This is a genomic window from Microcoleus sp. K1-B1 (assembly GCF_036704705.1).
Classification (GTDB): Bacteria; Cyanobacteriota; Cyanobacteriia; order Cyanobacteriales; family Microcoleaceae; genus Microcoleus.
The window spans coordinates 24,828-39,302 of record NZ_JAUBSH010000044.1; the positions used below are offsets into that span (position 1 = coordinate 24,828).

11 protein-coding genes and 1 pseudogene are annotated in these 14,475 nt (G+C 45.9%); 10 read left to right on the top strand and 2 right to left on the bottom strand.

Annotation, left to right across the window (positions count from 1 at the left end):
* The first annotated feature begins 162 nt into the window (after positions 1 to 162).
* Together QUA83_RS17240 and QUA83_RS17245 are read left to right on the top strand one after the other, a co-directional pair.
* Complete coding sequence (locus tag QUA83_RS17240) at positions 163 to 1,272, top strand: hypothetical protein (RefSeq protein ID WP_333294637.1); 1,110 nt, start codon at positions 163 to 165, stop codon at positions 1,270 to 1,272.
* 322 nt (positions 1,273 to 1,594) lie between these two features.
* Positions 1,595 to 1,858 (top strand): hypothetical protein, encoded by a 264-nt coding sequence (locus QUA83_RS17245; protein WP_333294638.1) that lies wholly within the window; start codon positions 1,595 to 1,597, stop codon positions 1,856 to 1,858.
* 250 nt (positions 1,859 to 2,108) lie between these two features.
* On the opposite strand, the gene QUA83_RS17250 is transcribed toward QUA83_RS17245, so the two are convergent.
* On the bottom strand, positions 2,109 to 2,255 hold the full coding sequence (locus tag QUA83_RS17250) for a plasmid mobilization protein (RefSeq protein WP_333294640.1): 147 nt from the start codon (positions 2,253 to 2,255) through the stop codon (positions 2,109 to 2,111).
* Between the two features lie 54 nt (positions 2,256 to 2,309).
* Here QUA83_RS17250 and QUA83_RS17255 point away from each other — a divergent pair, with 54 nt between their 5' ends.
* The 8 genes from QUA83_RS17255 (at position 2,310) to QUA83_RS17290 (ending at position 14,248) form a co-directional block, all read left to right on the top strand.
* A complete protein-coding gene (locus QUA83_RS17255; RefSeq protein ID WP_333294642.1) occupies positions 2,310 to 3,497 on the top strand; it encodes a transposase in 1,188 nt (395 codons plus the stop codon).
* Positions 3,498 to 3,560: 63 nt separating this feature from the next.
* Positions 3,561 to 3,746, top strand: a complete 186-nt coding sequence (locus QUA83_RS17260) for a hypothetical protein (protein ID WP_333294643.1) — start codon at positions 3,561 to 3,563, stop codon at positions 3,744 to 3,746.
* Positions 3,747 to 3,850: 104 nt separating this feature from the next.
* Positions 3,851 to 4,126: a hypothetical protein gene (locus QUA83_RS17265; RefSeq protein WP_333294645.1), complete on the top strand. Its 276-nt coding sequence runs from the start codon at positions 3,851 to 3,853 to the stop codon at positions 4,124 to 4,126.
* Positions 4,119 to 4,460 (top strand): type II toxin-antitoxin system PemK/MazF family toxin, encoded by a 342-nt coding sequence (locus QUA83_RS17270; RefSeq protein ID WP_190657517.1) that lies wholly within the window; start codon positions 4,119 to 4,121, stop codon positions 4,458 to 4,460. Before QUA83_RS17265 ends, QUA83_RS17270 begins: the two co-directional genes overlap by 8 nt.
* A 64-nt stretch (positions 4,461 to 4,524) precedes the next feature.
* The gene (locus QUA83_RS17275; RefSeq protein WP_333294646.1) at positions 4,525 to 7,644 is read left to right on the top strand and encodes an AAA family ATPase; all 3,120 of its coding nucleotides are present in this window, start codon (positions 4,525 to 4,527) and stop codon (positions 7,642 to 7,644) included.
* Positions 7,645 to 8,021: 377 nt separating this feature from the next.
* Positions 8,022 to 11,330 (top strand): PAS domain S-box protein, encoded by a 3,309-nt coding sequence (locus tag QUA83_RS17280; RefSeq protein ID WP_333294647.1) that lies wholly within the window; start codon positions 8,022 to 8,024, stop codon positions 11,328 to 11,330.
* 159 nt (positions 11,331 to 11,489) lie between these two features.
* Positions 11,490 to 13,364, top strand: coding sequence for an adenylate/guanylate cyclase domain-containing protein (locus QUA83_RS17285; protein ID WP_333294649.1), 1,875 nt, complete (start codon positions 11,490 to 11,492; stop codon positions 13,362 to 13,364).
* 281 nt (positions 13,365 to 13,645) lie between these two features.
* Positions 13,646 to 14,248 carry a Uma2 family endonuclease gene (locus QUA83_RS17290; protein WP_333294650.1) on the top strand — a complete coding sequence of 201 codons (603 nt, stop codon included), beginning with the start codon at positions 13,646 to 13,648 and terminating at the stop codon, positions 14,246 to 14,248.
* Positions 14,249 to 14,257: 9 nt separating this feature from the next.
* Here QUA83_RS17290 and QUA83_RS17295 read toward each other — a convergent pair.
* Positions 14,258 to 14,452 (bottom strand): annotated as a pseudogene (locus tag QUA83_RS17295) (YebC/PmpR family DNA-binding transcriptional regulator); the annotation flags it as partial.
* Between the last annotated feature and the right edge of the window lie 23 nt (positions 14,453 to 14,475).

The following is a 14,475-nucleotide window of genomic DNA, read 5'->3' on the forward strand; positions in this document are numbered from 1 at the left end:
CCGTCCGTTCTTGAATCTAATCAGCTTGAGAGTTGACTATTCAACGGTCAAATGGCAATCTAGGAACAACACAACTCATATTTGTGTCTTTTTTTCCCAAAGCTCTCGACGTTATCCCTCAAACACTTACACTTTTAACACACCCTTCATTGAGGAGTTGCTATGAATAGTCTATTTTCCAAGTCTACTTTTGCGTTAATAAATCTTGCAGCTTTAGCTGTTTGTTGCAGTACCATGTCAGCGAAAGCTGAAACTGGCAACTTGCCCGATGTCGCTACAACTGCAACAATCGCAGCTCAAAATATTGACCAAACTTCTGAGCCTGCGGCAACTTCAGCAGTTAAACCAGACGCAGAAACAACGGCTAGTAATAAAAAAATTGATTCGATCAGTTGGAGCGAACTAACAGAAGCGGCAGAACCAGCAGCCTCTGAACCGGTAGCCAACTTGCAAGTATCTATTGCACCACCCGAAAAATCGGAAGCAGCAACATCGGAAATTGCTGAGACAGAAACTGCGCCAAATACCTCCATTGCTGCTGAGACCCAAAAGTCGGAAGAAACCACTAAAATTGCTGACAATGGTGTCAAAGTGGAGTCAACAGTCGAGACTGCCAAAAAGAGCGATCGACCTACCTCAATTGTTGCCGAGAGAAATAATCTTGAAGTAACTGCAACGAAGGAAGAAAAAGAAGTCCAAACAGCACAAGAATTGTTGAGCAATCCTGTCAGCACTTCCGCCTCAGCTTTGACAAACCAACCGAAAGTTGCTGAAAAACCGGCAACTGTGTCGGAACCAACTGAAAAAGTGGCTCAAGGAACTCAAATCCGACCAGGCAGAGCAACTCGTTCCGGGCCCAGCTACATCGGCATTGGTGGCAATCTAGGTTTTGGCGGAGATTCAGCTTTAGGCGACGGTTCATTTGCGATTATTAGCAAAATCGGTTTGACGAACAATTTCTCGGTGAGACCGACTGTTTTGTTCCGCGACAACTTAGCTTTTCTAGTTCCTGTTACCTACGATTTTGTATCTCAAGAGACCGTCGAAGTCAGCGATGATTTTGTGATTACTGCTGCTCCTTATGCAGGTGCTGGCGTGCTAATTTCTACCGGCGATGACGGTAATTTTGGCTTCCTGATTTCGGGAGGTGTAGATGTGCCGCTGTCTAGAAATTTTACAGCAACAGCGGGACTGAATATTGGTTTTGTAGACGGAGCTGAAGTGGGATTGTTAGTCGGTGTCGGCTATACGTTCCCGAATATTGCCCGGTAGTGTTGCTGTTTGAGCAAAGGCAGGACAAATAAATAAGCGCGGGGTTGGCTGTAGGAATACAGTCAACCCTTTTTGATGATGGAAAATCTGCCTATGCGATGATGTAGGGTTCGCCATAAGCACAGACCGGTAATGTAGGGTTTGAAATCTTCGTAGAAACCGGGTTACTTTACTCGTCCGGGACGCACAATCCCGATAGATGAAGGATAATAGGTCGTTTCAGCCATCAATCTAAGTCCAAAAAGCCGGAATATTCGTGACAGTGTGCAAGTTTGATAGTTGTATAATAGACAGACTAGCCAAGCGTAAAAAGTAGAATCCTATGCCGCAGGGAATCTTCAACAAAATCCTCGATCAGCTTGACACTCTGGAACTGCTAGAACTACAGCAACTAGAGCGCGCTATAGGGATATATCTGGCCCAGAAAGAACAAACTGCTCAACGGACAAAATTGCACCAAGCGCTGTTAACTTCTGGTTTAGTAAAAAAAATCAAGCATTCTTCTGGGAGTCAGCAAACAGAACGGCGACTAATTCAGGTAGAGGGCAAGCCTGTTTCTGAGACAATTATTGAGGAACGCCGCTAGAGGACAATTTATTTTGTAGATAGCAGTGCGCTGGTCAAACGCTACATTAATGAAATAGGTTCGGCATGAGTTTTAAGTTTGTGCGATCCTGCACTTAACAACGATATATTGATTGCTGCTATTACAAGTGTTGAAATTGTTGCTGCAATTACCAGAAGGTCGCGCGGCAGAAGTATCAATGCGACAGATGCTACAGCAGCGTGCAATCAGTTCAGGAGTGACCGAAAACTTGGGTACAAGCCCCGTCCTTTTAGGACGGCTTTATATTTGGCTCTGGCAGCCTAGCAACTATGCTTCTAATCAATTCCGATCGAGTCATTCCTCTGCGTTCTGCCTCCGAGTCTAACTGTCTAAATTCATACTCAGTCATCCGAATATCAATTCTTTTTGTTTTCATGTTGTCCGGTCAAATGGCAATACATCTAGTATAATAGATAAAGGAGGTAAGCAAATGAAAGCTAGATATCAGTACAGATTTTACCCAACTAATCAACAGCAACAGAGTTTAGCTCAGTTGTTTGGCTGCTGTCGGGTAGTCTGGAATGATGCGCTAGCTATTTGCAAGCAATCTGAGAAGTTGCCAAGTAGTAATGAGTTGCAAAAGTTAGTCATTACCCAAGCAAAGAAAACCTTAGAGCGTCAATGGCTGTCCGAAGTCTCTAACATTCCATTACAGCAGTCTGTCGCCGATCTAGGTATGGCCTACAAGAATTTTTTCGACTCACTCAAAGGGAAGAGAAAGGGGAAAAAAGTAGGCAGTCCGAAGTTCAAAAAAAAAGTTAATCGACAGGCAGCAAGGTTTAGGATTGGTGGATTTTCCATTAAAGGGAAAGAGGTTTATTTAGCAAAAATTGGCAATATTAAACCAATTTGGTCTAGAGACTTGCCATCAGCACCTAGCTCTGTAACAGTAGTTAAAGAATGTGCAGATAGATATTTCCTAAGTTTTGTAGTAGATATTGAACCCGTCAATGTTGAAGCTAAAAACCCAAGCATCGGGATTGATTTGGGTATTAAGACTTTTGCTGTGATGAGCAATGGCGACCACGTAGAAAGTCCTGATTATTCAAGGTTAGACAAGAAAGTTCGCAAACTTCAAAAGAAGCTAGCACGGCAACAAAAAGACTCAAAACGCAGAAATAAAACTCGACTACAAATTGCTAAGCTACACAATCGGATCGCAGATACCCGTCAAGACTTTCTGCACAAGCTATCAACTAAAGTCCTTAGTGAAAACCAAACTATCGTCTTAGAAGATTTAAACGTCTCAGGTATGGTTAAAAACCGCAAACTGTCAAGAGCGATCGGCTTGCAAGGTTGGAGACAGTTTAGAAGTTTGTGTGAAGGAAAATCGGAAAAATTAGGAAGAGATTTTCATGTTATAAGCCGATGGGAACCTACCAGCCAAGTGTGTTTTGAGTGTGGCTATAGGTGGGGAAAACTCGATCTAAAGGTTCGGACGGTTAAATGCTTGAATTGTGGAACAGAACACGATCGAGACGAGAACGCCGCCAAGAATATAAACAAAGTCGGGATAGGGCATTGCCACGACTCCAAACGGACGCAGAGACAGAGTAAGACTACTTCGGTAGCGTCAGTCAGTGAAGTGTCAAGAATCACCGTCTCTTTAGAGCGGTGAGTATGTCAACTACAATCTGAGTATCAGGTTGTAGAATTCACCGAAAGCATTATTAACTCTGCAATGGCATTAGCTGAAACCTACGGATTGCGAGGCTATGATGCTGTGCAGCTAGCAACAGGCTGTGGCATAAATAACCTTTGCACAGCTAACAGTTTGCCTGCGATGACTTTTGTATCTGCTGACGGGGAGCTGAATGCAGCAACAAGTGAGGGTTTGATAGTTGAAAATCCCAACAACTACCCGTAAGGTCGCAAGCCCGTACAGTAAAAACAGCACAAATCTCGTTTGTAGCCGAGTATGGGGATGCTCCCATATCGATCGCACTTTCTCACCAACCACCCGAAAAAACCGTGACCAAAACAGAAATCTTAGCAGCACTCAAAAATCTGACAACAGAAGAACGGCTAGAAATCATCGAAACAGCTTCGCGGATGATGCGCGAAGAAATAGAAGAAAAAGCCCAGCGCAAAGCCGAGAGAAAGCGGAGACTCAGAGCCGCAGCAGAAGCAGCAGTCCAAGATTATATGCCGGGAGGTGCTTTACATGATTTGTGGTCGGCTGAGAGCGAACCCTATTTTGAATCCGAGGAAGAATACCTTAACGCAGGGATAAAAACTAATGCGTAGAGGTGAAATTTGGCTGGTTGCGCTTGAACCTACTGTGGGCGCCGAAATCGGCAAAACTCGTCCGGTAGTAATTGTCAGCGATGAAACGGTGGGAATTTTGCTGCTTGAAGTTATTGTTCCTATCACTGACTGGAAAGAGCGATACACCGAGAGAAATTGGATGGTTCGACTAGAACCCAGCGGCGAAAATGGCTTAGCGAAACTCTCCGCCGCCGATACTTTTCAAGTCCGTTCCGTCTCCCAACAAAGATTTGTCCGACAACTCGGAACCTTGTCCGAGACAATTATGGAAGAAATTGCAGAAGCACTGACAATTGTTCTGGATCTAGATTGAATAACTAGGCAACAGCGTACAAATAGTGTTATTTATAAATAGATTGTACGGCGCGGCGGCCTAAATGATTCCTATACAACTTACACTCAAAAATTTTCTCAGCTATCGAGATGCTGCTTTAGACTTTCGCGGCTTGCACACCGCTTGCATTTGCGGGCCTAACGGTGCTGGCAAATCCTCCCTCTTAGAAGCCATATCCTGGGCACTTTGGGGCTGTTGTCGCAGCGATACGGAAGACGATATCATCCATATCGGCGAAACAGATGTGCGCGTTGATTTCACTTTCTCCACCGGCGGCCAAATCTACCGGGTGATTCGCAACCGCCGACGCGGACAATCGGGAAGTTTGGAATTTCAAGTCAGCTTGAATTCTGCCGAGAGTGAGGAAAAACTTAATTTTCGCACGCTCACAGACAAAGGTCTGAGAACAACTCAGCAAAAAATCCTCGAACACATCAAACTAGATTACGATACTTTCATCAATTCGGCATATTTGCGGCAGGGGCGAGCTGATGAATTTATGCTCAAAAAGCCGATCGAACGCAAACAAGTTTTAGCCAACCTGCTCAAGCTCGACTCCTACGACACTTTATCCGACCAAGCCAAAGATACGTCCAAACAATTTAAAGCTCAAGTCGAAGTGCTCAAACAGAGTTTGCTAACCGTACAAGAGCAACTCCAACAAAAAGAGGCTCTCGCCTCCGAACAAACTCAATTGCAGCAAGCAACCGATTTGCTTCAGCAGCAGCAGCAAGCCGACACAAACGAGTTACAGCAACTGCAACTTCAGCACCACAACCGCCAAACTTGGCAAAAACTCCTCGCCGGCCACCAGCAACAGCACTACAATATCACTCAAGAATGCCGCCGCTTGCAGCAAGAACTCAGCGCAGCCAAACAGCAGCACAATGAGCTACAAGCCCTCCTAGGGCAAGAAAATGAAATAACAGCAGGCATCGCGTATTTCCACAGCTTGCAAGCGACAGAAGAAAGTCTGGCTGGCAAATTCAAGGCTAACCAACAAGCCCAAAATCAGCGCCAACAACTGCAAGAACAGCAGCGGCAAGAACTGAGCTTTTTGCAAAGCAAAATTCAGCAGTTGCAAGCTCAATTAGAGGTTTTAGAACAGGATGAAAAAGATGTTCTGGAAATTCTCAAACAGCAGCCGGAGGTTGACAAAGGACTCGCACAGTTGCAAGCAGTTCGATCGCGCCTCAACGAACTAGAGCAACTGCAACTGCAAGTTTCGCCGCTGCTACAACAGCAGCAGCAAAAGCAACAAAAGCTCGATCGCGCCCGCGCCGGTTTAACCGCCCGCTTAGACGAAATCAACCGACAGGTGCAAGTTCAGCAGCAGCAGCGACAGCCGCAATTACAGCAGGAAATCTCGGCCATCGCCAATCAAATTTTGCAGTTGGAAAACAAGCGAGTTTATCAGCAGCGAGTCCGCGAAAAAGGTCAAGAAAGGCACGACTTTCTAGGAAACCTGCAAGCCAAAAGCCGCGACTATCAAACCAGACTCGCCGAGATCGACCAAAAACTGCAACTGCTGCGGAAACATGAAGGAGAAAAAACCGCAGGCGAAGGTAAAGCCTCGAATTTTGCCGAAAACGAGCCATCGAATTCGCATTTAATGGTGCGAGATACAAATTTTGGCAATTGTCCTTTGTGCGATCGACCTTTAGACGAACACTACTGGAATTTGGTAGTTACAAAACACCACACCCAACAGCAGGAAATCTGGAACCAACTGTGGGTTGTTCGCGAACAGTTGGCCGTCTCTGAGCGCGAAATTCAAGTTCTCAGACATGAATACCGCGAACTAGAAGAGGAATTAGCGCCCTACCAAGAATTGCGGGAACGCCGCAGCCATTTACAAGCACAATTAGATAGCCTTAGCCAAGATGAAAATCGCCTGCAAAGTATGCGTCAAGACGCGGCAGAAATAGAGCGGTTGCTACGCACCGGCGAGTATGCAGCCGATGATTTGGGCGAACTCCAGCAAATCGAACAGCAACTGCAACAGCTCAATTACAGCGATCGCAGCCATTCCCTCGCGCGCAGCGATGAAAAGCGCTTGCGGTGGGCGGAAATTAAGCAAGCTCAAATCAAAGATGCTCAGCATAAACTGAATAAAATTAATGCCCGTCGCCCGGATTTGCAAACTCAATTAGCTACAGTACAGCAACAGTTAGAACAGCAAAAAAACAGCTCGGAAATACAGCAGCAAATTGTGTCTTTAGATAGATACATTGCGGAAATTGGCTATAATTTGGAACAGCACGAACACGTCCGCAGCGAAATGCGCCGATCGCAGTTTTGGATTGCCCGCGCCGAAAAATTGCGATCGGCAACTGTGCAGTACCCGCAAGTGCAGCAGCGGGTTAATGAAATAGCAAATTCCATCGCAGTGCGCGATCGAGATTTGCAAGCTGTCAGCGCTCAAACTTCCGCGATGAACCAGCAATTGCAAGAACATCCCGATCCCACAGCGCGCATAAGTGCGATCGAACAGCAAATCAGTCGCCGCCGCCAGCAGTTAGACCAACATTTGGGAAGTCTCGGACGCCTTCAGCAGCAGCAGCAAAATCTGGAAAATTTGCAAGTTCAGCTAGTAGCTCAAAAAGAGCAAATGCAAGTTGCCAAACGCCAACAGCGAGTTTATCAAGAGTTGGGTCAAGCTTTTGGTAAAAATGGCATTCAAGCTTTAATGATTGAAAATGTTTTGCCTCAACTCGAAGCTGAAACTAATCAAATATTGTCGAGATTGAGCGCCAATCAATTGCACGTTCAATTTATTACTCAGCGGGCTTCTGCTTCTAAAAAAGCCACTAAATTGATTGACACTTTAGACATTTTAATTGCTGATGCTCGCGGTACTCGCGCCTACGAAACTTACTCTGGCGGTGAAGCTTTTCGGATTAATTTTGCGATTCGGCTGGCGCTGGCGAGACTGCTGTCTCAGCGGGCGGGCACGGCTTTACAAATGTTGATTATTGATGAGGGATTTGGGACTCAGGATGCTGAAGGGTGCGATCGGCTGATTGCTGCAATTAATGCGATCGCCTCCGACTTCGCCTGCATCCTCACCGTTACCCATATGCCTCACCTGAAAGAAGCTTTTCAAGCCAGGATTGAAGTCAGCAAAACTGGTCAGGGTTCTTGCATTAGCTTGTCAATTTAAAAGGGTTGATGAACCGGATAAAAGGAGGATAAGAAAAAAAGTTAAAAATATCAGTATTTTCACCTTCTATTTTCTTTTGGCATTCGGTATTTTTACCTTCTGTTTTCGGGATAAGTGCCTAATGCCTTCGGTGATACTAATTTTCCAAAAGAAGGCAACTGTAGACCCATCATCCAAACCATGATGGAATCAGTCATTGCCAATCCAAAATCTAACATCTAAAATGGTATTAGTCGTCTCCATCGCCGACTTTTTTGGGCTGCTGACTTTGTTCACAAAGCTAAATTAAAAATAAGATTATAGAATAAGAATAGCTTAAGGTGTGTATAATTTTTTATTCTTCTGTCCGCTCCGCAGGAGCGTGAATATTGCTACAGATGACAACAGACTCTTTCAACCTGTCTCTCCTAGAGCGGGCGATCGCAGCGTCGAGCAACAGCATCCTCATCGCGGATGCTCGCAAGCCTGACATACCTATTATCTACTGCAATCCTGCTTTTGAGAAACTGACCGGTTACAGTGCCGAAGAAGTTATTGGACGCAACTGCCGGTTTTTGCAGGGCCCCGATACCGATCAGGCAGAATTAAATAAACTCCGCCGCAGCTTGGAAGCGGGAACGGAAATTCAGGTAGTTCTCAAAAATTATCGCAAAGACAAAACTCCTTTTTGGAACGAATTAATGGTTTCCCCCATCCTAGACAATGAGGGAAAATTAACTCATTTTATCGGAGTTCAGAATGATATTAGTAAAAGAGTAGCAGCCGAAACTGCCAGGGAAGAAAGCGAAGAAAGATTGCGCGTTATCGCCAGTACAACTCCCGTTCCCCTGTTAATTACGCGCCTAGAAGACAGCGTTATTTTATATGCAAACCCTGCTCTGGGTGAAACTTTAGGCTTGAGGAACGAAGCACTAATTTTTGGAAAAAAAATTGAAATCTATGCCAATATCAACGACCACATTCAATTGCTAGAATTAGTCAAACAAAATGGCTTTAGCGACCGCGAAGAAATCTGCCTCAAGAAAGCAAATGGCAGTTTTTTTTGGGTAAAAATGTCGATGCGAGCGATTAATTTTAATGGCGAAGCCGCAATTTTATCGGCATTTTACGATATTACCGATCGCGTAGAAGCAGAAACAGCACTACGGCAAAGCGAAGCGAGGTTTCAAAAACTAGCCGCCAACGTTCCGGGAATGATTTATCAATTTCAGTTAGCAGCAGACGGCACTGTGTCATTCCCCTACGTCAGTTCCGGCTGCCGCGAGCTCTGGGAATTAGAACCAGATGTACTCCAAAACTCAGCTATTCCCGCGATCGAAATGATTCATCCAGACGATGCGCCAAGCTTCCATGAATCTGTTGGTATCTCAGCTAAAACTTTAGAACCTTGGCGGTGGGAAGGCAGATTTGTTTTTCCGGGCGATCGGATTAAGTGGATTAGTGGGGCTTCCCGCCCTGAACAGGGCGAAAAAGATAACATTATTTGGGACGGCGTGTTGATTGATATTAGCGATCGCAAACTTGCAGAATCAGCACTGCGGCAAAGCGAAGCCAGATTCCAAAAAATGGCCGCCAATCTGCCGGGAATGATTTATCAATACTTGCGGCATCCAGACGGTTCCGATGAATTCATTTATCTCAGTTCAGGCTGTTGGGAACTCTACGAATTAGATCCAGAAAAAGTTCAAGAAAAGTCTGATTTAATGTGGTCAACGGTGCATCCAGAAGACCTAAAAAATCTGTTAGAATCTATCGCAATTTCCGGTGAAAATCTCAAACCTTGGATATATGAAGGACGGATCATAACCGGATCTGGAAAACTGAAATGGATTCGCGGCATCGCCCGCCCCGAAATGCAGCCTGGGGGCGATATACTGTGGGAGGGAGTGACAATCGACATCAGCGATCGCAAGCTAGCAGAAATCGCCCTCAGCGAGTCAAAAATCGCCCTGCAACAAGCCAATCAAGAACTTGAAAAGCGCGTCCTAGAACGCACGGAAGCCTTGGAAACATCCCAAAAAATGCTGTGGTTGGTAATCAATAACATCCCTCAGTTAATCGCCTGGAAAGATCGAGATTTAGTTTACTTGGGAGGCAACAAAAACTTTGCCAAAGTCGCAGGTTTCAATCACCCCAGTGAAATCGCCGGTCTCACCGACTTCGATATGCCCTGGAAGCCGGAAGAAACAGAATTTTTTCGAGCCTGCGACCGCCGGATTATGGCAACCAACACCCCAGAATATCACATCATAGAATCCAAAATGCAAGCCGACGGCACCCAGTGCTGTCTGGATACAAATAAAATACCTTTACACGACAATTCCGGCAATGTTGTCGGCATTTTGTCTACGTTTGAAGACATCACTGATAGGCTTTCCCTAACAGCTAAAGTCCGGGCCAGCGAGGAACTGTTTCGCACAATTTTTGAAGATGCACCCATCGCTATCTACTTAGCTAATTTAGATGATAACAAGTTAGTGAGAGTCAATAAAACTTACTGTGAAATGCTGGGATATACCGCAGCAGAATTGCTCGACAAAACATTTATTGAACTTGGGCATCCCGACGATTATCCCAAAAATGTCCAAGTTGCTGATTCTCTTGATCGGGGAGAAATTACTCACTATCAAATCGAACTCCGCCAGATTACCGCTACAGGTAAAATTGTTTGGGTAAACGTGACAGCTACTTTGATTCGAGACGGTGAAGGACAACCTATTTACAACTTAGGGATGATTGAAAATATAACTAATCGCAAAATTTCCGCCGCCGCACTCCAAGCTTCCGAATCTCAATTAAGAAAACAAGCTGCCCAATTGCAAGAAGCCTACGAAAAACTACAAAACGCTCAAATCCAATTAGTTCAATCCGAAAAAATGTCGAGTCTCGGTCAGATGGTGGCTGGTATTGCCCACGAAATCAACAATCCCGCCACTTTTATTAACGGCAATATTGCTCATACTTACAATTATTTTCACGATTTAATTGAACTGTTAAGTCTCTACCAGGAATGCTATCCGTCCCCAGTCCCTCAGATTGCGGAAAAAGTTAAGGACTTAGAGTTAGATTTTCTGAAGGAAGACTTGCCAAAAATGCTAAATTCCATGAGAGTAGGAGTAGAAAGAATTAGTAATATTGTGTTGTCGCTGCGGAACTTTTCGCGACTGGATGAATCGGAAATGAAGTTGGTAGACGTTCATGAAGGAATTGACAGTACACTGTTGATTTTGCAGCACAGATTTCATCAGGCAAGTATAAAAAGCGGGATTGAAATTATCAAAGAATACGGAAAAATATCCAAGATTTACTGTTGTGCTGGTCAGTTGAACCAGGTATTTCTAAATATTATCAGCAATGCGATCGACGCTCTAGAAAACCAACCGGAACCTCGGACGATCGTGATTCGCACCCTCATGAAAAAAGCTGGGTTGAAAAGCCACAGTAAAACCCAGCTCAGTGATTGCGATCGCATTGTAATTTGCATCGCCGACAGTGGCCCGGGAATGAGCGAAGAGGTTCGCAAGCGGCTATTTGACCCGTTCTTCACCACCAAGCCCGTAGGGGCTGGAACCGGCTTAGGATTATCCATCAGCCATCAGATTGTGGTAGAAAAACATAAGGGAAGCCTGCGGTGCATCTCAGCGCCCGGACAGGGAGCGGAATTCTGGATTGAAATCCCCTGCTGAGCGATCGTCCATTAATCAAAAAGTTTAAATATCTAACTTTTAAATCCCAATTGCCGTCGGTGCTTGAGTTATCAGGGTTTTGAATTAACCGCACTCAGAGGCCGGAACAAATCGCACTCAGCGGTGTGCTAATCTGCTGCCCTTATTCGCTAGGCAAATATGCTGAAAAAACTACCTTTATCCTGGTCTCGCTACATTCCAGCCGGGTTGACGCTGGCTTTGGGTGTCGGACTGTCGGTTTTGACATTCGCCTTGGTTTGGGACTGGGAAGACAAGCGCCGCGACTACGAAATGCACCGCCGCATTGACGATATTTCGATCGGCATCGAACGCCAGCTAAACTCCGACTTAGATACTGTTCTGGCCCTCAGCGACTACATGAAAGCCTTCAGCGCCGTCGAGCGTTCCTCTTTTGCCCGGTTTGTCGCCCGTCCCCTATCCGTCCACCCCAGCCTGCAACTCCTGGCTTGGGCCCCCCGCGTCCCCCAGGACGAGCGGCGCAACTACGAAACCAAAGCTAGAACCGAAACAGATCCCAGCTTCGAGATTACAGAGCGCGGGCCGCGAGGAGAACTCCGCAAGGCCCTCCAGCGTTCCGAATACTTCCCGGCTTTCTACGTCGAACCACCAGCCGGAAACGAGACAGTATTAGGCTTTGACCTCGCCTCCCACCCAGAAATCCGCGCCGCGCTCCATCGAGGGCGCGATACAGGAGAAATGATTGTCACCAACTACATCGGCTTAACTCAGGGCACTTCGCCGGAACAGGGTCTTTTGGCCATAGTTCCGATTTACGAAAACAGCAGTAACCCGACTACCCTGGAATCCCGTCGCCAACTGCTACAAGGATTTGTTCTGGGCGTATTTCGAGGCAAAGATATTTTCCAAACCTCTTTAAAAGGACGCAATACCGAATACCTCAATATTTATCTCGTTAGCGAGGCTCCAGACAAGCAAGAAGCAGCGCCACTGTTACCGCAAAGGGCAAACCCGGTTCTCAAAAATCTCCCTGCTGAGCGCCAAATTCAGCAATTTGCGGTGCAGTTCCAATCCGCGAGCCAACAAGTGCTTCCAGCATTAGCCCCTGCTGACCGATCCCTGATGCAAAACTGCCCGATTCTTGACAATCCAGGCCCGAACTATACAGCTTGCAGAAGGCGGCTGAAAATTAGTGGCCGCCAGTGGTCTATGTACGTGTCGGCAACACCGGAAATTCGCAGGCTTCGCAAGCACTGGCGCTCTTGGGGAACTCTGACGATGGGGATGCTCTGGACTCTGATTCCGGTGACATATATGCTGACATCTTTGAGTCGCACCGCCCAAATCGAAAAGCTAGCCGGAGAAAGAATTCGCCAAGCCGAACAGTTGCAGGCTGCTTACCTACAGTTGGAACTCGAACAAGCTAAATCCGAGCAACTGCTGCTGAACGTTTTGCCCGCAGCGATCGCCCTGCGTTTGAAGGACAATGAACACAATATCGCCGAAAGTTTTGCGGAAGTAACTGTGATGTTTGCCGACATTGTGGGGTTTACAGAGCTTTCGTCGAGAATTTCAGCGACGGCGGTGGTGGAAGTGCTCAACGATATTTTTTCGGCTTTTGACCACTTGGCCGATCGCCACGGTTTGGAGAAAATTAAAACTATTGGTGATGCTTACATGGTTGTCGGCGGTTTGCCTACGGCTAGAGAGGATCACGCGGAGGCGGTTGCGAACATGGCGATCGATATGTTGCACGAAATTAGGCTCCTCAGTTTAGAACATTCGGAACCTTTCAGCATTCGGATCGGGATTAGCAGTGGCCCTGTCGTTGCCGGCGTCATCGGCTTAAAAAAGTTTATTTACGACCTCTGGGGCGACACAGTAAATATTGCTTCGCGCATGGAATCCCACGGGATTACCGGCTGCATTCAAGTCACCGCCGAAACCTACGAGATATTAAAAGATAAATATACTTTTCAGAAGCGCGGCGCTATTCAAGTTAAGGGCAAGGGATATATGGTTACTTATTTACTGACTGGGAAAAAAGATTATTGACAATCAAGCATCGAGGATACAAGCCCCCGGATTCATTCCGAAAGCAGACTCAGGACCCAGAAATAAAAAACCTGTATCCGATGAAACTTGCCCCCCAAATTTATCCGTGGGGTCAATGCTTCAATTCTAAAATCTAAAATCTAAAATCTAAAATCGATTAACTCAGCCCAAAAACGGATACAAGCCTCCGAGTCCGCGATCGACTAAGACTTTCAATCGCCAAGCTAAGATATGATAAGCTCAAGGCATTCTGTCACGCCTGCACCAAATGAGGAAAAACCATGACGACGCTCCTAATTCAAACCGAAAGCGTCCCACTGACGGTCAATTTCCCTGCGATCCAATCGATGACTGTTGAACAGTTCTATGAATTCTGTATAGTTAATCGCGATTTGAGAATTGAGCGTACTGCCAGTGGGGAAGTTATCATTATGTCACCAGCCTTTTCAGATACAGGGAACCGCAACATTAAAATTGCTCAGCAACTTGCGAACTGGGCAGAACAAGATGGCACAGGTGAAGCGTTTGACTCCAGTGCAGGCTTTACCTTGCCGAATGGAGCAACCAGATCCCCCGATGCCTCATGGATTAAACGAGAGCGCTGGAATGCCTTAACTGAAGAACAAAAAGCGTCATTCGCACCGATTTGTCCTGACTTTGTGATTGAATTGCGGTCTGCTAGTGACACTCTCAAGGGATTGCAAAACAAGATGCAAGAATATATTGAGAACGGTGTATCCCTCGGCTTTTTGATCGATCGCAAAAACAGAAAAGTCTACATCTACCGTCCCAATCGCGAACCTGAAATCTTGGATAATCCTGAAACAGTCAGCGCAGATCCAGAGTTACCGGGATTTGTCTTGCGGATGGCAAAAATCTGGTGATTTAGAGCGTTACACCATACTCAAAGACATCAATTCATCTGTCATTTCAAAATTCGCCGTCACACTTTGCACGTCATCTAAATCTTCCAGTGCATCCATTAACTTAAGGAGCGATCGAGCTTTTTCAGGAGTGTCTATTTCCACTGTATTGCTCGGAATCCAGCGATTTTCCGACTGCACAACAGCAAAAGTTTTTTTTTTCAAATGATACTCCCCGCTATTTTATA